The sequence below is a fragment of the Streptomyces sp. NPDC086549 genome, from assembly GCF_044746205.1.
Taxonomy (GTDB): domain Bacteria; phylum Actinomycetota; class Actinomycetes; order Streptomycetales; family Streptomycetaceae; genus Streptomyces.
Genome location: NZ_JBIVBS010000001.1, coordinates 63,729 through 80,833 on the forward strand (window position 1 = coordinate 63,729; position 17,105 = coordinate 80,833).

General features: G+C 69.7%; 11 protein-coding genes. 5 read left to right on the forward strand and 6 right to left on the reverse strand.

Features of this window, described 5'->3' with window-relative positions:
- Window positions 1–74: 74 nt before the first annotated feature.
- Both ACIPSA_RS00320 and ACIPSA_RS00325 read right to left on the reverse strand, forming a co-directional pair.
- Window positions 75–407, reverse strand: coding sequence for a hypothetical protein (locus ACIPSA_RS00320; RefSeq protein ID WP_402626882.1), 333 nt, complete (start codon window positions 405–407; stop codon window positions 75–77).
- A gap of 119 nt (window positions 408–526) precedes the next feature.
- Window positions 527–1,495: a heme o synthase gene (locus tag ACIPSA_RS00325; RefSeq protein WP_402626885.1), complete on the reverse strand. Its 969-nt coding sequence runs from the start codon at window positions 1,493–1,495 to the stop codon at window positions 527–529.
- A gap of 372 nt (window positions 1,496–1,867) precedes the next feature.
- On the opposite strand from ACIPSA_RS00325, the gene tkt reads away from it, so the two are divergent.
- Genes tkt through pgl form a run of 5 tightly spaced genes read left to right on the forward strand, consistent with a single transcriptional unit; the run spans window position 1,868 to window position 8,451 of the window.
- The gene (gene tkt, locus ACIPSA_RS00330) at window positions 1,868–3,955 is read left to right on the forward strand and encodes a transketolase (protein WP_402626888.1); all 2,088 of its coding nucleotides are present in this window, start codon (window positions 1,868–1,870) and stop codon (window positions 3,953–3,955) included.
- A 33-nt stretch (window positions 3,956–3,988) separates the two neighbouring features.
- Window positions 3,989–5,107, forward strand: coding sequence for a transaldolase (tal, locus tag ACIPSA_RS00335; protein ID WP_402626891.1), 1,119 nt, complete (start codon window positions 3,989–3,991; stop codon window positions 5,105–5,107).
- Between the two features lie 4 nt (window positions 5,108–5,111).
- Window positions 5,112–6,635 carry a glucose-6-phosphate dehydrogenase gene (gene zwf, locus ACIPSA_RS00340; protein ID WP_402626894.1) on the forward strand — a complete coding sequence of 508 codons (1,524 nt, stop codon included), beginning with the start codon at window positions 5,112–5,114 and terminating at the stop codon, window positions 6,633–6,635.
- Complete coding sequence (opcA, locus tag ACIPSA_RS00345; protein WP_402626896.1) at window positions 6,632–7,672, forward strand: glucose-6-phosphate dehydrogenase assembly protein OpcA; 1,041 nt, start codon at window positions 6,632–6,634, stop codon at window positions 7,670–7,672. Before zwf ends, opcA begins: the two co-directional genes overlap by 4 nt.
- Window positions 7,669–8,451: a 6-phosphogluconolactonase gene (gene pgl / locus ACIPSA_RS00350; protein ID WP_402626898.1), complete on the forward strand. Its 783-nt coding sequence runs from the start codon at window positions 7,669–7,671 to the stop codon at window positions 8,449–8,451. Before opcA ends, pgl begins: the two co-directional genes overlap by 4 nt.
- Window positions 8,452–8,514: 63 nt before the next feature.
- Here pgl and ACIPSA_RS00355 read toward each other — a convergent pair whose 3' ends face one another.
- From ACIPSA_RS00355 to ACIPSA_RS00370, 4 genes are all read right to left on the reverse strand, one after another.
- The gene (locus ACIPSA_RS00355) at window positions 8,515–13,362 is read right to left on the reverse strand and encodes a DUF3320 domain-containing protein (RefSeq protein ID WP_402626901.1); all 4,848 of its coding nucleotides are present in this window, start codon (window positions 13,360–13,362) and stop codon (window positions 8,515–8,517) included.
- Window positions 13,363–13,526: 164 nt separating this feature from the next.
- Window positions 13,527–14,366, reverse strand: a complete 840-nt coding sequence (locus tag ACIPSA_RS00360; RefSeq protein ID WP_402629382.1) for a carbohydrate ABC transporter permease — start codon at window positions 14,364–14,366, stop codon at window positions 13,527–13,529.
- Window positions 14,367–14,386: 20 nt separating this feature from the next.
- Window positions 14,387–15,748 (reverse strand): ABC transporter permease subunit, encoded by a 1,362-nt coding sequence (locus tag ACIPSA_RS00365; RefSeq protein WP_402626904.1) that lies wholly within the window; start codon window positions 15,746–15,748, stop codon window positions 14,387–14,389.
- 6 nt (window positions 15,749–15,754) lie between these two features.
- Complete coding sequence (locus ACIPSA_RS00370) at window positions 15,755–17,083, reverse strand: ABC transporter substrate-binding protein (protein ID WP_402626906.1); 1,329 nt, start codon at window positions 17,081–17,083, stop codon at window positions 15,755–15,757.
- Between the last annotated feature and the right edge of the window lie 22 nt (window positions 17,084–17,105).

Genomic DNA, 17,105 nt, shown 5'->3' on the forward strand with positions numbered 1-17,105 from the left:
CTCCCCGTGTGACTGGACCTCGTCCTCTCTCAGGTCCTAACGGGTGAACCGGGTGTCAGGTGTTGCTCCGAGATTCAGCTGTTGCTCGGACCGCCGACCTGGATGCCCGCCATCCGCTTCCACTCGTACGGGCCCGTCGTCACCTTGGCGGCGAACTCGCCGTCGAACGCCTCGTGGACGGTGATCCCGGCCTTCTCCACCGCCTTCTCGGCGATCGCGTAGCTGGGCGCCACCAGGTCGCCCCAGCCGCCGTCCTCGCCGACGAGCACGATCCGGGCGCCGCGCTCGCCGATGTACGCCACCTGGCCCTCGGCCCCGCCGTGCGCCTTGGAGAAGGCGCTGATCTGCTGGGCAAGGCGCGCCGCCTTGCGCTCGGCCTTCGGGTCAACCTGCTGCGTGTCTGCCATGGTCAGGATGCTACCGACGAGTAGCTCAAACGGCGACGGGCGGGGTGCGTGGCCTTGACCACGGACCCCGCCCGTACGACGTACAGGACGTATGAACGTATAGGACGTACGAGAGGCTCTTACCGCAGGAACGGATCGACCGCCACCGCCACGAACAGCAGCGACACATAGGTGATGGACCAGTGGAACAGCCGCATCTCCTTCAGCTTCACGCCCGTCGCCTCCGCCTTCGCGCGGTTCTGCAGCGCGTGCGCCTCCCGCAGCCACCAGCCGCCCGCCGCCAGCGCGACCAGCGTGTAGAACCAGCCCGTGTAGCCGAGCGGGGTCAGCAGCAGCGAGACGCCGACCATCACCCAGCTGTAGATGACGATCTGCTTGGCGACGACCTTGTTGGAGGCGACGACCGGGAGCATCGGCACGCCCACGCGCGCGTAGTCGTCCTTCACCTTCATGGACAGCGGCCAGTAGTGCGGCGGCGTCCAGAAGAACATCACCAGGAACAGGATGACCGGCGCCCACGACATGGAGTTCGTGACGGACGACCAGCCGATCAGCACCGGCAGGCAGCCGGCGATGCCGCCCCACACGATGTTCTGCGAGGTACGCCGTTTGAGGATCATCGTGTAGACGACGACGTAGAAGAGGAGCGCTCCGAGGGCCAGCCAGGCGGACAGCCAGTTGACGGTGAACCCGAACAGCAGCGTCGAGACGACGGCCAGCGTGATGCCGAAGGCGAGGCACTCGCGCGGGCTGACCATGCCGGTGACCAGCGGGCGCTGCGACGTACGGTCCATCAGCGCGTCGATGTCGCGGTCGATGTACATGTTCAGCGCGTTGGCGCCGCCCGCGGAGAGGTAGCCGCCGATACACGTCAGCAGCACCAGGCCGAGGTCCGGCACGCCCTGCTGCGCCAGGAACATCACCGGAACGGTGGTGATCAGCAGCAGCTCGATGATCCGCGGCTTGGTCAGAGCCACGAAAGCCTTGACACGGGCCCCGAACGGCCGGTGGCTCGGGCTCTGGCTCGCACCGAGCACCCCCGCTGGACGGGATTCGACGGCCGTCACGCACACCCCTGACAGAGACATCCCAGCGAGCCCCTCCGTGTGAACTGACGGTAAAGGCTCGCGCGTACCACGCCACTGTAGACGTTGCCCAGACCCTGACATTCGCGGGGGTGGGGTCGTGTGGGGTCGTGTTGGAGGGCATGCCGTCCGAGGAGCCCTACGGCTCGATTGAGCAGTCAGATGAGCGGCTCCGTATTCATGTGCCGAATGCGATCCGGAGTGGTCGGGAGGCGAATCGCCGCAAGGCCCGGCAGTCTGGAATGACTCGAAAAAACGCACGTCTTTACGGGGGTAGGCTCAGCAAAGGCCGGTGGGCACCCAGTGCACCGGCAGCCGGTGGGCGCGTGCCCGGAAGACCGGCGACCGACATGTGGAGAGGAGCCCTGACTCAGGGTGAGCACCAAGCCGACCACCACAGACCTCGAGTGGACCGAGCTGGACCAGCGGGCCGTGGACACCGCCCGGGTCCTGGCCGCAGATGCCGTACAGAAGGTCGGCAACGGCCATCCCGGTACGGCGATGAGCCTGGCTCCGGCCGCCTACACCCTCTTCCAGAAGGTGATGCGGCACGACCCGGCCGACCCCGAGTGGGTCGGGCGCGACCGTTTCGTGCTGTCCGCCGGCCACTCGTCCCTGACCCTCTACACGCAGCTCTACCTGGCCGGTTTCGGTCTGGAGCTGGACGACCTGAAGTCCTTCCGCACCTGGGGCTCGAAGACCCCGGGCCACCCGGAGTACGGGCACACCAAGGGCGTCGAGACGACGACCGGTCCGCTCGGTCAGGGTGTCGCCAACGGGGTGGGCATGGCCATGGCCGCCCGTTACGAGCGCGGCCTGTTCGACCCGGCCGCCCCTCAGGGTGAATCCCCCTTCGACCACTTCGTGTACGTCATCGCGGGTGACGGCTGCCTCCAGGAGGGCATCTCCGCCGAGGCGTCCTCGCTCGCGGGCCACCAGAAGCTCGGCAACCTGATCATGCTGTGGGACGACAACCACATCTCGATCGAGGGCGACACCGAGACGGCCGTCTCCGAGGACACCGTCAAGCGGTACGAGGCGTACGGCTGGCACGTGCAGCGGATCGCCCCGAAGCCGGACGGCGACCTCGACCCGCACGCCATCTACAACGCGATCGAGGCCGCGAAGAAGGTGACGGACAAGCCGTCCTTCATCGCGATGCGCTCGATCATCGCCTGGCCCGCCCCGAACGCGCAGAACACCGAGGCCGCCCACGGCTCGGCGCTCGGCGACGACGAGGTCGCGGCCACCAAGCGCGTCCTCGGCTTCGACCCGGAGCAGACCTTCGAGGTCGCCGACGAGGTCATCGCCCACACCCGCGAGGCCCTCGACCGGGGTGCCCAGGCGAAGGCCGAGTGGGAGAAGTCCTTCCAGCTCTGGCGCGACAGCAACGCCGAGCGCGCCACCGAGTTCGACCGCATCAGCAAGGGCGAACTGCCCACCGGCTGGGAGGAGAAGCTCCCGGTCTTCGAGCCGGGCAAGGGCATCGCCACCCGCGCGGCCTCCGGCAAGGTGCTGCAGGCGCTGGGCGCGGTCGTCCCCGAGCTGTGGGGCGGCTCCGCCGACCTCGCCGGGTCGAACAACACCACGATCGACAAGGACAGCTCGTTCCTTCCGGCGGACAACCCGCTGACGGAGGCGAACCCGTACGGCCGCACGATCCACTTCGGCATCCGCGAGCACTCCATGGGCGCGGAGATGAACGGCATCGCGCTGCACGGGAACACCCGTATCTACGGCGGTACGTTCCTCGTCTTCTCCGACTACATGCGCAACGCGGTGCGTCTGTCGGCCCTGATGCACCTGCCGGTGACGTACGTGTGGACCCACGACTCCATCGGCCTCGGCGAGGACGGCCCGACCCACCAGCCGGTCGAGCACCTGGCCTCGCTGCGCGCGATCCCCGGTCTGAACATCGTCCGTCCGGCGGACGCCAACGAGACCGCTATCGCCTGGCGCGAGATCCTCGGCCGCTACACCAAGGAGTTCGGCAAGGGCGCCCCGCACGGCCTCGCGCTGACCCGTCAGGGTGTGCCGGTGTACGAGCCCAACGACGACGCCGCGCGCGGCGGTTACGTCCTCTTCGAGGCCGAGGGTGGTGAACCGCAGGTCATCCTGATCGCCACCGGTTCCGAGGTGCACGTCGCCGTCGAGGCGCGTGAGCAGCTCCAGGCGGACGGGGTCCCGACGCGGGTCGTGTCCATGCCGTCCGTGGAGTGGTTCGAGGAGCAGGACCAGGGGTACCGGGACTCCGTCCTTCCGCCGTCCGTGAAGGCGCGGGTCGCGGTGGAGGCGGGCATCGGCCTCACCTGGCACAAGTACGTCGGGGACGCCGGCCGCATCGTTTCCCTGGAGCACTTCGGTGCTTCGGCCGACGGCAAGGTCCTCTTCCGGGAGTTCGGCTTCACTGCCGAGAACGTGGCCGCCAAGGCCCGGGAATCCCTCGCCGCCGCCCAGCGCTGACGCTCATATACGACACGTAGGAGATGTAATTCCATGACAGACGCACTGAAGCGCCTCTCCGAGGAAGGCGTCGCGATCTGGCTGGACGACCTGTCGCGCAAGCGGATCACGTCCGGCAACCTTGCCGAGCTGATCGACCAGCAGCACGTCGTGGGCGTCACCACCAACCCGACGATCTTCCAGAAGGCAATCTCTTCGGGCGACGGTTACGAGCAGCAGGTGGCGGACCTCGCCGCCCGCAAGGTCACCGTCGACGAGGCGATCCGCATGATCACCACGGCGGACGTCCGCGACGCCGCCGACATCCTGCGCCCCGTGTTCGACGCCTCCGGCGGCCGGGACGGGCGCGTGTCGATCGAGGTCGACCCGCGTCTGGCGCACAACACGAAGGCGACGATCGCCGAGGCCAAGCAGCTGGCCTGGCTGGTCGACCGCCCCAACACGCTCATCAAGATCCCGGCCACCAAGGCGGGTCTGCCGGCGATCACCGAGGTCATCGGCCTCGGCATCAGCGTCAACGTCACGCTGATCTTCTCGCTGGAGCGCTACCGCGAGGTCATGGCCGCCTACCTGGCCGGTCTGGAGAAGGCGAAGGAGCGTGGCCTCGACATCTCGCTGATCCGTTCGGTGGCGTCCTTCTTCGTGTCCCGTGTGGACACCGAGATCGACAAGCGGCTCGACGCCCTGGGCACCCCTGAGGCCAAGGCGCTGCGCGGCAAGGCCGCCATCGCCAACGCGCGTCTCGCCTACGAGGCCTACGAGGAGGTCTTCTCCTCCGACCGCTGGAGCGCGCTGGAGAACGCGGGCGCCAACAAGCAGCGTCCGCTGTGGGCCTCGACCGGTGTGAAGGACCCGGCGTACAAGGACACCATGTACGTCGACGACCTGGTCGCACCGAACACGGTGAACACCATGCCGGAGGCCACCCTGGACGCCGTCGCCGACCACGGTGACATCCGCGGCAACACCATCGCCGGCACCTACGAGCAGGCCCGTGCGGAGATCGACGCCGTCGAGAAGCTCGGGATCTCGTACGACGACGTGGTCCAGGTACTGGAGGACGAGGGCGTCGAGAAGTTCGAGGCGTCCTGGAACGACCTGCTGAAGTCGACCGAGGCCGTACTGGAGCGCCTCGCCCCCTCGGAGGGCTGAAACCTTGTCGAGCAGCAACCCGCTGCGTGACCCCGCAGACCGACGGCTCCCGCGTATCGCGGGGCCGTCGGGCCTGGTCATCTTCGGCGTCACGGGCGATTTGTCACGTAAAAAGCTGATGCCCGCGGTGTACGACCTCGCGAACCGTGGTCTGCTTCCGCCGGGTTTTTCGCTGGTGGGCTTCGCCCGCCGCGAGTGGGCGAACGAGGACTTCGCGCAGGAGGTCCACGACGCCGTCAAGGAGCACGCCCGTACGCCGTTCCGCGAGGAGGTCTGGCAGCAGCTCATCCAGGGGATGCGCTTCGTCCAGGGCACCTTCGACGACGACGACGCTTTCGAGCGGCTGCGTGCCACGATCGACGAGCTGGACAAGGCACAGGGCACGGGCGGCAACTTCGCCTTCTACCTGTCCGTGCCGCCGCGCTCCTTCCCGGTGGTCATCCAGCAGCTGAAGAAGCACGGCCTGACCGACCAGGAGGGCGGTTCCTGGCGGCGCGCGGTCATCGAGAAGCCGTTCGGCCACGACCTGAAGTCGGCCGAGGAGCTGAACAAGGTCGTGCACGAGGTGTTCGAGCCGGACCAGGTGTTCCGGATCGACCACTACCTCGGCAAGGAGACCGTCCAGAACATCCTGGCGCTGCGCTTCGCCAACCAGATGTTCGAACCGATCTGGAACCGGTCCTTCGTGGACCACGTGCAGATCACCATGGCCGAGGACATCGGCGTCGGCGGCCGGGCCGGCTACTACGACGGCATCGGCGCCGCCCGGGACGTCATCCAGAACCACCTGCTCCAGCTCATGGCCCTCACGGCCATGGAGGAGCCCGCCTCCTTCGACGCGGACGCGCTGGCCGCGGAGAAGGAGAAGGTGCTCGGCGCGGTACGGCTGCCGAAGGACCTGGGCGCGCACACCGTACGCGGGCAGTACGCGGCGGGCTGGCAGGGCGGCGAGAAGGTCATCGGCTACCTGCAGGAAGACGGGATCGACCCCAAGTCGAAGACCGACACCTACGCGGCGATCCGGGTGGGGATCGACAACCGCCGCTGGGCGGGCGTCCCCTTCTACCTGCGCACCGGCAAGCGCCTGGGCCGCCGGGTCACCGAGATCGCGGTCGTCTTCCAGCGGGCCCCGCACTCCCCCTTCGACCACACGGCGACGGAGGAGCTGGGCCAGAACGCGGTCGTCATCCGCGTCCAGCCCGACGAGGGCATCACGGTCCGCTTCGGCTCCAAGGTGCCGGGCACCTCGATGGAGATCCGGGACGTGTCCATGGACTTCGCCTACGGCGAGTCGTTCACGGAGTCCAGCCCGGAGGCGTACGAGCGCCTGATCCTGGACGTGCTGCTCGGTGACGCCAACCTCTTCCCGCGCACGGAGGAGGTCGAGCTCTCCTGGAAGATCCTCGACCCGATCGAGGAGCACTGGGACAAGCACGGCAAGCCCGCGCAGTATCCGTCGGGCACCTGGGGTCCCGCGGAGGCCGACGAGATGCTCGCACGAGACGGACGGAGCTGGCGCCGGCCATGAAGATAGACCTCACGGACACCACGGCCAGCAAGATCAACAAGGCGCTGGTGCAGGGCCGCCGGGCCATCGGTACACCCGCCGTCGGCATGGTGCTGACCCTGGTCATCGTCACCGACGAGGAGAACGCGTACGACGCGCTGAAGGCCGCCAGCGACGCCTCGCACGAGCACCCCTCGCGCACGCTCGTGGTCATCAAGCGGGTCTCGCGCTCCCCCCGCGACCGCACGTCCTCGCGGCTGGACGCCGAGGTGCGGGTGGGCGCGGACGCGGGCTCCGGCGAGACGGTGGTGCTGCGGCTGTACGGCGAGGTCTCCGACCACGCCGACTCGGTCGTCCTGCCGCTGCTGCTGCCGGACGCCCCGGTGGTCGTCTGGTGGCCGGTGAACGCCCCGCTCGACCCGGCCCAGGACCCGCTGGGCGCCCTCGCCCAGCGCCGGGTCACCGACACCTACGCGGCCGAGCAGCCGGTGCGGGAGCTGTCCGCCCGCGCCGACGCCTACACGCCCGGCGACACGGACCTGTCCTGGACCCGCATCACGCCCTGGCGCTCGATGCTGGCCGCGGCACTGGACCAGGTCGTGTGCGAGGTGAAGGCCGTCGAGGTGGAGGGCGAGGAGTTCAACCCGAGCTGCGAGCTGCTCGCGATGTGGCTGGCGGACCGGCTGGACGTGCCCGTCAGGCGGTCGCTGTCCGCCGGCCCCGGCCTCACCGCGGTCCGCCTGGACACCAGCGGCGGTCCGATCGCCCTGGACCGCGCGGACGGCTCGCTGGCCACGCTGTCCATCGAGGGCCAGCCCGACCGCGCGGTGGCGCTCAAGCGGCGTGACACGGCCGAGCTGATCGCGGAGGAGCTGCGCCGGCTCGACCCGGACGACACGTACGCCTCGGCGCTGCGGTACGGGGTGGACCGGCTGAACGCGGTGCCGGAGCAGGTGCCCGCCGCTCCGCCCGCGAAGGAGGCCGCCGCGGCGCCGCCGGAGCAGACGGCCGCCAAGAAGGCCACGCCTTCGGCTCTTGCGAAGAAGGCGGCGAAGTGAGCACCCCGCAGCTGGTCGTGCACCGCGACAAGGAACTGATGGCGCAGGCCGCCGCGGCCCGGCTGATCACCAAGATCGTGGACGCGCAGTCCTCGCGCGGCTTCGCCTCCGTGGTGCTCACCGGCGGCCGCAACGGCAACGGCCTGCTGGCCGCCCTGGCTGCCGCCCCCGCCCGCGACGCCATCGACTGGAGCCGCCTCGACATCTGGTGGGGCGACGAGCGCTTCCTCCCCGAGGGGGACCCGGAGCGCAACGTCACCCAGGCCCGTGAGGCGCTGCTGGGCGCGGTGCCGCTGGACCCGAAGCGCGTGCACGCCATGCCCGCGTCGGACGGTCCGTACGGCGCCGACGTGGAGGCGGCGGCGGCCGGTTACGCCGAGGAACTGGCCCGGGCGGCCGGTCCCGAGAACCACGGCTCGGTGCCCACGTTCGACGTCCTGCTCCTGGGCGTCGGCCCGGACACGCACGTGGCCTCGCTCTTCCCGGAACTGCCCGCGGTACGGGAGACGGACCGCACGGTGGTCGGCGTCCACGGCGCCCCCAAGCCCCCGCCGACCCGGGTCACCCTCACCCTTCCGGCGATCCGGTCGGCCCGTGAGGTGTGGCTCCTCGCGGCCGGCGAGGACAAGGCGAACGCCGCGGCGATGGCCCTGTCGGGCGCGGGCGAGATCCAGGCCCCGGCGGCGGGTGCGTACGGCAGACAGCGCACCCTGTGGCTGCTGGACGCGGCGGCGGCCTCGCAGCTGCCCCGGTCGCTGTATCCGCCGGCTTCACCGTGACCGAGGGGTGGGGGCGGCGGGGGTGTCTTTCCTCCGCCGCCCCTGCCCTCCCGGCCCGGTCCCTCAGCGGACCGCGCCCACTCGTTCGGGTCCGCCCTCCAGCCTTCCCTGCCGGTGCAGCTCCGCGATGTCCGCTGCCAGGCAGTCACGGATGTCCTTGCCCGTGCGACGCCACCCGAAGAACTCGCACGCCTGCTTGATCAGCTCATCCTCGGACATACCCGGGCACTCCGCGGCCAGCTCGCACAACGCCACGTAGCGCTCCGGCGGAGCGATGTGTATCACCTTGCGCGGCGTCTCACCGTCCAGCGGATGCCGCGCCCGCAACCCGCTGCGTCCCTCCGTGTCGAAGAAGGCGCCGTCCGAGGAGACGAGACCCGAGCGGACCAGGGCATGCGCCACCTCCCGCACGTTGTCCCTGATGCGGTTGCCCGCCCGGCCGACACCCCAGGCCTCGCGGGCCCGCTGCACCAGCAGGTCCTCGTGGATGGGCCCCTCGGCCTCGATGACGCGTGCCAGCAGCTTGCGCAGCGCCGGCCGAGCCTCCGGCGTGTGCAGTTCGTGGCGTGGGCTGACCACGACCGAGCCGGGCCGGTACGGAGCGCTCCACTCCCGTTTCGCGTCGGTGTCGACCGGTACCCGCTCGTACTTCGAGTCTGCCGGTTCCGGAGAACGGGGAGCAGGCAGCGGCACCGTGGCCGGCGGCGCCGGGGCCGTGGCGGTGAGAGGTCCCCGGGCGACGGCCTGCTCGACCGCCTCCCGCAGCCGGAGCTCCGCCGCAGCGCGGCCTCGGTACCAGTCGGTGCCCCAGATGCGGTACAGACGCCAGCCCAGCCCGTTCAAGACCTGCTCGCGCAGCCGGTCGCGGTCACGGGCGGCCTTGGAGGAGTGGTACATGGCACCATCGCACTCGATGCCGAGGGCGTACGCGCCGGACAGCTCCGGATGGCGCACTCCGAGGTCGATGCGGTAGCCGGCGACGCCGACCTGGGGCTGGACCTGGTAGCCCCAGCTTCGAAGGACCGCCAGGACCGACTCCTCGAACGGGCTGTCCGGCTCGGCGTCGGCCTGGACGACGTCCCGGGCCAGAACCGAAGGTCCGCTCTCGGCGTATTCGAGGTAGCGCTTCAGGTACTGCACACTCTCATTGGCGCTGTCGGCCAGACTCGTACCGCGGAACGACGCGACGACCTCCATGCGGTAACGGGCCCGGGTCACGGCCACGTTGAGGCGGCGCCAGCCACCGCCCTTGTTGATGGGGCCGAAGTTCAGCCCCACCTTTCCGTGCTCGTCGGGACCGTAGCCCACGGACATGATCATCACGTCACGCTCGTCGCCCTGTACCGATTCCAGGTTCTTGACGAAGAAGCCGTCGAGACGGTCCTCGGTGAAGCAGTGGTCGAGATCGGGGCGTGCCAGCCTCGCTTGCTGCACGGCCTGGTCGATCGCCGCGGCCTGGGCCTGGGAGAGTGCGACGACTCCGAGGGTCTTGCCCGGGCGGGTGTCGAAGTGGTGGAAGACGCGCCGGGCCACGAAGTCCGCCTCGGTGCGGTTGTCCCGGCGTCCCCCTCGGTCGTAGACGCCGTCGGCCTTGAGGAAGGCGACGCCCACATCGTTGCCCTCGTCGAGGGCACCTGGAAAGGTCACCATCGAGTTGTCGTAGAACTCATGGTTGCTGAAGGTGATCAGGTTCTCGTGACGGCTGCGGTAGTGCCAGCGCAGCGGCAGTTCCCGCATGGCGCCGGCCTTGCAGGCGTGCAGCAGGGATTCGAAGGAGTCCGGGACGTCCTGCGCGTACTCGTCGGAGTCGTCCTCGACCGAGGCGTCGAAGAAGGAGGTCGGCGGCAGCTGCTTGTCGTCACCCGCGACGACGAGCGTGCGCCCCCGGTAGATGCAGTTGACCGCGTCGCTGGGACGAACCTGGGAGGCCTCGTCGAAGACGACCACGTCGAACTGGAAGTCCGCGGGCAGAAACTGGCTGACCGTCAGCGGGCTCATCATGAAGCACGGCTTGATCGCCTGCACGACCTCGCGGGTCCTGCCGAGCAGTTCACGCACGGGCATGTGACGGGTCTTCTTCTCCGCCTCCCGGACGATCACCGCGCCGGCGCCGCCCGCGAACCGCCGCGGACGTCGCTTGTTGCAGGCCTCGATGACCGCGCCGCCCGCGGCCGCGATCAGTCGGCGGTCGGCCTCCTGGAAGTCGGCCACGCGCGCGTCGAGGGCGTCGGAACGCGTGCTGCGCAGGCGTTCGTCCGTGGCGAGGATGCCGTCCGCCCAGGCACGCAGCAGGGCCTGCTCGACGACGTCGGGCAGTTGGTGCGGATCGATGCCCCGCTCGGCCGCGCTTGCGACGACGGTGTCCGCTCCGTGCCGGGCGAGCACGCCGAGCCCGTCGAGGTACTCGTGCCACTCGTCCGGGCCCTGCGGGTCGGCGAGCAGGATGTCGATCGACTGCTGGGCCTGGTCGAAGGAGCTCAGCAGGGACGGCGAGAGCTGGGTGCGGCGGGCCGTGTCGAACAGGTCGAGCAGGGCGGCCACGGAGCGGGTCCAGCGGTCGGCACGGCTGGTGGCGGCCGCGCACCACGTACCGAGCGAGCGCCGGATGTTCTCCGCGAGCAGAGCCGGGAGTCGGTCGTCTTCGGCGTCGTCGGCGAGGCGGTCGGCGAGTGGTTCGCACCGTTCGGCGTCCCTGCTCACCTCGGCGATGCGGTCGGCCGTGGACAAGACCCGGTCGAGATCCGCGAACGCTTCCTGGGTTCGCGGGGTGTACCGGCCCAGCAGGGCGGTGTGCCGGTCGGCCAGGCGGGTGACTTCGGCGGCGGCGCTGTGCCATGCCAGCGCCTGTTCCAGCCTGCCCGCCAGCGACTTGTCCCAGGCACCGGTGCGGGTCAGCTCTGCCACGCGCCGGCGGTCGGCCTTGTACTGGGAGGAGAAGCGAGCCATCACTCCCCGGTGCTGGTCGGCAAAGCGCCCGACCAGGTCAGGCAGTTCCGCGCAGGTGACGACCTGCTCACCGAAGACGTCCCCGGCGGCGGCGCGGGCAGCGGTCTCGGCGTCCAGCGCTCCGCGTAGCTCCGCGGCCGCGGCGTGCGCCCGGCCCAGGACGTCGGCGTCGAACCATCCTCGCGGAGGACGGTGCTCAGCCGTCGTCAGATCGGCGAGCTCGCACAGGCCGAACGCGGCATCGGCCCGATCCGCCTTCGGCATGCCGAACAGGTCGGCGAGCTGTGCGACCTGAGCGGTGACGTCCTCCGGCAGGACCCCGTCGGACAGGACCCCGTCGGACGGGGCCTCCTCGTCCGGGAGACCCGCCCGGAGGGAGCGCACGGTCTGCTGGACTTCCCGAACGGATCGGGGTTCGTCCTGGGTGCCGGCGAAGGGGCGGCGGCCTGTCGCCTTCAGCAGGGCATCGAGGGCGCCGGCGGCCTCGGACACCACCTGATGCGCGGAGGTGCCGACCAGGCCGCGCCAGGGGAAGGCATCGCCCTCGGCCGCCGGGCGCCAGGCACGGGCGACCGCCTGAGAGGCGGCGGCGAGTTCCTGCAGGCCACCCGCGGTCAGCGTGCGGACGACCTTGGCGTTCTCGGCAGCGAGCGGCAGGTTGGGGATGCTGGACTGTTCCAGCAGCACGAGGCGTCCGAGGACGTCGTGCAGGGTGCGCTGGAGCGGCTCCCGGGTCTGGTTCATGGCGGCGGCGTAGGCGGAGAGCTCTACGCGCAGCTGCCGGGCCCGCTCAAGCTCGTGCTCGGCGGCTCCGGTGACACGGGCCTCGGTGGTCAGCACCCGGGCGAGTTCGGTGGCGACCGCCTTCTTGCTCGTGTCACCGCTGTGCAACGCCATGACGGAGTCTCCCAGTCCCACTCCGCGAAGCCGGTTGCGTACGACGTCGAGCGCCGCGGCCTTCTCGCTGACGAACAGCACGCTGCGGCCGGCGTGCATGAGCGCGGCGATCATGTTGGTGATGGTCTGGCTCTTGCCCGTGCCGGGCGGTCCGCTCATCACGAACGAGCGGTTGTCGAGGGCGGCGGCGATGCACTGCCGCTGCGAGGCGTCGGCGTCGAGGACCAGAGGCGTCCGCTCGGGCAGCTGGACCTCGTCGATACGGTCGAGCTCCGGGGGTTCGAAGGCGATCAGGTCGTCGGGCAGGCCCGCGTCGGGGCCGAGGGCGACGGCCCGCACCAGCGGATGGCCGAGGATCCGGTCCTCGTTCTGCTGAAGGTCCTGGTACATCGCCTCACGGTGGGAGGCGAACAGGCCCAGCACCACCCGCTCGTGCACGGACCAGTTCTGCAGACCGGCCGCGACCGAGTGGGCGGCGGCGAGCACCGCGGGCAGGTCACCGACGTCGGTGGCGGTGACGGGACTCCATTCGACACCGAGCCGCTCCAGTTTCACCGCGAGTGCCGGATTGTGGATGCGGTCCTGGTCGCCGGCCAGGTGGAGGCGCCAGTGGCGTTGACTGTCCCTGCGCAGTTCGACCGGGACCAGGATCAGTGGTGCGGAGCTGCTCTCATGGGCATCGGCCTCGCGCCAGTCGAGCATGCCGACACCGAGCCACAGCACCCACAGGCCGTAGTCGTTGTACATCTGGCCGGACTTCTGGCGCAGCTGGTACAGCGAGCTGTCCAGCGTCGCCTGGGTGACCTTCTGAGTGACCAGCCCGGGACGGGTCCGCCCACCGACGGATCCGGTCCCCTCGTCATCCGCCTTCCCCAGGCCCACGCCCTCCACGACCGGCGCGAACTCCCAGCCCCTGGCCAGGTCCGAGAGGAGAGCGCCGGCGCCGGGCGAGGTTATCTCCAGAGTCGCCGTTCTGGTGTGACGGAAGTTCAGCAGCCGATTGCGCCCGCCCATGTCCAGCAGGGAGTTGCGCCAACCGTCGAGGACGGCCTTCAGCTGATGGGCCATGCGGTGGATACCTCCTGAGCGGAACGCACAAGGGTGTCCCATGTCACAGACCCCCCTGGAGGTACCTCCCTATCAGCTCGCATCTCCTGACGCACCAGAGATCAACGACACGGTATGTATTTGTTGTGAAGGATTCGAACAAATGGTGGAGGATGGATGCCCGGTCACTTGACCGACCCCGCCATCACCCCTTGCACGAAATGCCGCTGGAACGCGAAGAACACCGCCACCGGCACGATCAGTGACAGGAACGCGCCGGGTGCCAGGACATCGATGTTGCTGCCGAACTGCCGTATCTGGGACTGGAGTTCCACCGTCAGCGGCTGCGCGGAACTGTCGGCGAAGAGCAGGGCCACCAGCATGTCGTTCCAGACCCACAGGAACTGGAAGATGGCCAGGCTGGCGATCGCGGGACGCCCCACCGGCAGGACCAGGCGCGTGAAGATCCGCCATTCGCTGCCGCCGTCCATGCGCGCCGCCTCCAGCATCTCCTTCGGCATCTCGGCGAAGTAGTTGCGCAGCAGGAACACCGCGAAGGGAAGGCCGTAGGCGACGTGGAAGAGCACGACGCCGGGGATCGTGCCGAACAGGCCCAGTTGTCCGAAGAGTTTGGCGACGGGCAGCAGGCCGATCTGGACCGGCACCACCAACAGCGCCACCACCAGGAGGAACAGCGGCTCGCGGCCGGGGAAGTCCAGCCATGCGAAGGCGTATCCGGCGAGCGCCGCGATGACGACGACGAGGGTCGTCGCCGGCACCGAGATCAGCACCGTGTTCCAGAACGCCTGCGTCATGCCGGAGTTCTTCAGCAGGGCCGAGTAGTTGTCGAAGGACAGCCGGCCGGGGCTCGCCAGGGCCGTCCACCAGCCTCCCTCGGCCGTGTCCTGCGTCGACCGCAGCGAGGACACGAACAGCCCCGCCAGCGGAGTCAGCCAGACCAGGCCGATCACCACGAGGAACGCCTGGACGAGACCGTTGCCCAGGCCGCGCCTGACCGTGTTCATCGCCGTGTTCATCGCCGCGCTCATCGCTGACTCCTTCGGAAACGGCGGACGTTGATGACCATCGCGGGGATCACCAGGAGCAGGAGCAGCACGCCGAGGGCACTGCCCAGGCCCTGGTTGTTGCCGCCGCCGAAGGACACCAGCCACATCTGGGTCGCGAGGACGGTCGCGTCCTCCTGCACCGGGCCGGGCGCGATGATGTAGACGAGGTCGAAGACCTTCATCACGTTGATGACGAGGGTCACGAAGACGACCGTCAGCACGGGGGCGAGCAGCGGGACCGTGATCCTGCGGAAGATCTGCCACTCGTTCGCGCCGTCCATCCGGGCCGCCTCCAGCGCGTCCCGTGGGAGGGCCGCGAGGCCCGCGCCGATCAGGACCATCGCGAAGCCGGTCCAGATCCACAGGTACGCCCCGATGATCGCCGGTGTGACGAGTGCCGGCCCGAGCCAGGAGATGCCCTGGTAGGGCGGCGCGAAGTTGGAGGCGGGCAGCTTCACGGTGTACGAGCCCGCGTGGAGCCCGGTGAAGCGGAAGGAGCCGTCGGACGCGGTGGTCGTGCTCGCGACGGACCGTCCGTCGCGTGTCGCCTCGACCTTCATGCCGGGCAGCCCGTTCTCCTTCGGGTCGACCCTGCCCTGCTTCCCTCCTCCGCCGGGCGTGAAGTCCAGGTAGACGACGCCGCGCAGTTCGTCGGCGGCGGCCTTTCGTCCCGCGGCCGGGTAGGCGGGCGAGGCGCTCGCGGGCAGGTCCCCGGGCAGCACGCCGACCAGTCCGAGGGCCACCGAGTCACCCGGGGACAGGTCGGCGCCTGTCAGGTAGGAGCCGTCCCGGCCCCGGGTGAGTCCTTGTCCGTCGCGCGCCCGCGCCGTCGGGTAGGCCGACGTGCCCTCAAAGGCGTCGTGCACCGAGACCACGGCGGCGTTCAGGACGCCCTTGTTCGGGTCCTCGTCGTAGGCGAGGCGGAAGATGATGCCGGCGGCGAGGAAGGAGACCGCCATCGGCATGAACAGCAGCAGCTTGAACGCGGTGGCCCAGCGGACCTTCTCCACCAGGACGGCCAGGATCAGGCCGAGGCCGGTCAGCAGGGCCGGGGCGACGACGACCCAGATGGCGGTGTTGCGGATGGCCTTGAGCGTCGCCGGGTCGCGGAACATCTCGGTGTAGTTGTCGCCGCCCACGAAGCGCGTGCCGGAGGCGTCGAAGAAGCTGCGTCCGACGGAGAACAGCACGGGGTAGACGACCAGCGCTCCGAGCAGGAGCAGGGCGGGGAAGACGAAGAGCAGGGCGACGATCCGGCCCCGCCGCCGGGCGCGACGCCTGCGGGTCGCACCGGCGGCGGGCGGGCTCGCCTCTTTGTGTACGAGCGTGGTGGCGGTCATCGCAGGTCAGTCCTGGTAGGCCTTGGCCGCCGCGGACTCCAGCTCCGCCGCTGTTCCCTTGGGGTCGGACGGGTCGCGCAGGAAGTCCTGGAGCAGCTTCCACTCGCCCGCGCCCTTGGTGCCGCCGAAGGCCGCGGGCGCCTGGTCGGACATGTCGAAGCGGACCGAATCGCCCGCCGCGATCAGGGACTTGGCGGTCGCGCGGGTGACGTCGTCGCCGTAGGAGGCGAGGTCGAGCTTCTTGTTCGGGGACAGGAAGCCGCCGGCCTTCGCCCAGACGGCCGCGGCCTCCGGGGTCGTGAGGTACTCCAGGAGCTTCATGCCGGCCTTGGCGTTCTTGGCGTCCTTCAGTACGACGGCCGCGTCACCACCGCTGACCACGGGCGCCGTACCGCCGTCGACCGCCGGGAACGGGAAGAAGTCCGCGTCCTTGCCGATCACCTTGCCGAACTGGTCGTGCGCCACACCGGCGACGAAGTCGCCCTCGTAGACCATGCCGGCCTCGGGCTTGGGCCCGAAGACCTTCTCCACCGAGCCGGGGAAGTCGGTGTTGAGGGCCTCCTTCTGGCCGCCCGCGATCAGCTGCTTGTCCTTGAACAGCTTGCCGAGCGTGGTGAGCGCCTTGACCACGCTCGGGTCGGTCCACTTCAGCTTGTGGGCGGCGAGGGCGTCGTACTTCTCGGGTCCGGCCTGGGACAGGTAGACGTTCTCGAACCAGTCGGTGAGCGTCCAGCCGTCCTGCCCGGCGACGGAGAAGGCGGCGAGGCCGGAGTCGGAGACGGTGTGGCCGGCCTTCAGCATCTCGACGTAGGTCGTCGGCGGCTTCACGCCCGCCTGGGTGAGCGCGCCGGGGCTGTACCAGACCGTCGACTTGTGGGCGGCCTTGAAGTAGAGGCCGTACAGGGTGCCGTCCACGCTGCCGTACTTCTTCCACACGGGCGCGAAGTCGGCGTCGACGGTCTGTTCGGCGGTCGAGGACAGCGGCTTCAGCCAGCCCTTCTTCGCGAACTGCTGGAGCACGCCGACCTGCGGGACCATCACGACGTCGGGGGCGTTGCCGCCCTCGATCTTGCTGCCGACGACGGTGGACACGTTGTCGCCGGTGGACACGAACTGCGTCTTGGCGCCCGTCTTCGCGCTGAACGCGTCGAGCACCTTCTGGAAGTTCTTCTGCTCGCTGCCGGACCAGACTCCGGCCACGGTGACCGTCTGGCCGCTGAGCGCCTTGTCGCCGCCGCCCGCGGAGACCGGGCCGCTGCCGCCGCAGGCGGTCGCGCCGAGCGCCAGGACGAGGGCGGTGCAGCCGGTGAGCAGGGTGGTACGTCGTCGCATCATCGTTGATGTCCCTTCAGAGGGT

Bases quoted from the DNA above. Each gene is read 5' to 3' on its own strand.
- opcA (WP_402626896.1), top strand. From the start codon at position 6,632: ATGAAGATAGACCTCACGGACACCACGGCCAGCAAGATCAACAAGGCG.
- ACIPSA_RS00360 (WP_402629382.1), bottom strand. From the start codon at position 14,366: ATGAACACGGTCAGGCGCGGCCTGGGCAACGGTCTCGTCCAGGCGTTC.
- ACIPSA_RS00320 (WP_402626882.1), bottom strand. From the start codon at position 407: ATGGCAGACACGCAGCAGGTTGACCCGAAGGCCGAGCGCAAGGCGGCG.
- ACIPSA_RS00370 (WP_402626906.1), bottom strand. From the start codon at position 17,083: ATGATGCGACGACGTACCACCCTGCTCACCGGCTGCACCGCCCTCGTC.
- tal (WP_402626891.1), top strand. From the start codon at position 3,989: ATGACAGACGCACTGAAGCGCCTCTCCGAGGAAGGCGTCGCGATCTGG.
- ACIPSA_RS00355 (WP_402626901.1), bottom strand. From the start codon at position 13,362: ATGGCCCATCAGCTGAAGGCCGTCCTCGACGGTTGGCGCAACTCCCTG.
- ACIPSA_RS00325 (WP_402626885.1), bottom strand. From the start codon at position 1,495: ATGTCTCTGTCAGGGGTGTGCGTGACGGCCGTCGAATCCCGTCCAGCG.
- ACIPSA_RS00365 (WP_402626904.1), bottom strand. From the start codon at position 15,748: ATGACCGCCACCACGCTCGTACACAAAGAGGCGAGCCCGCCCGCCGCC.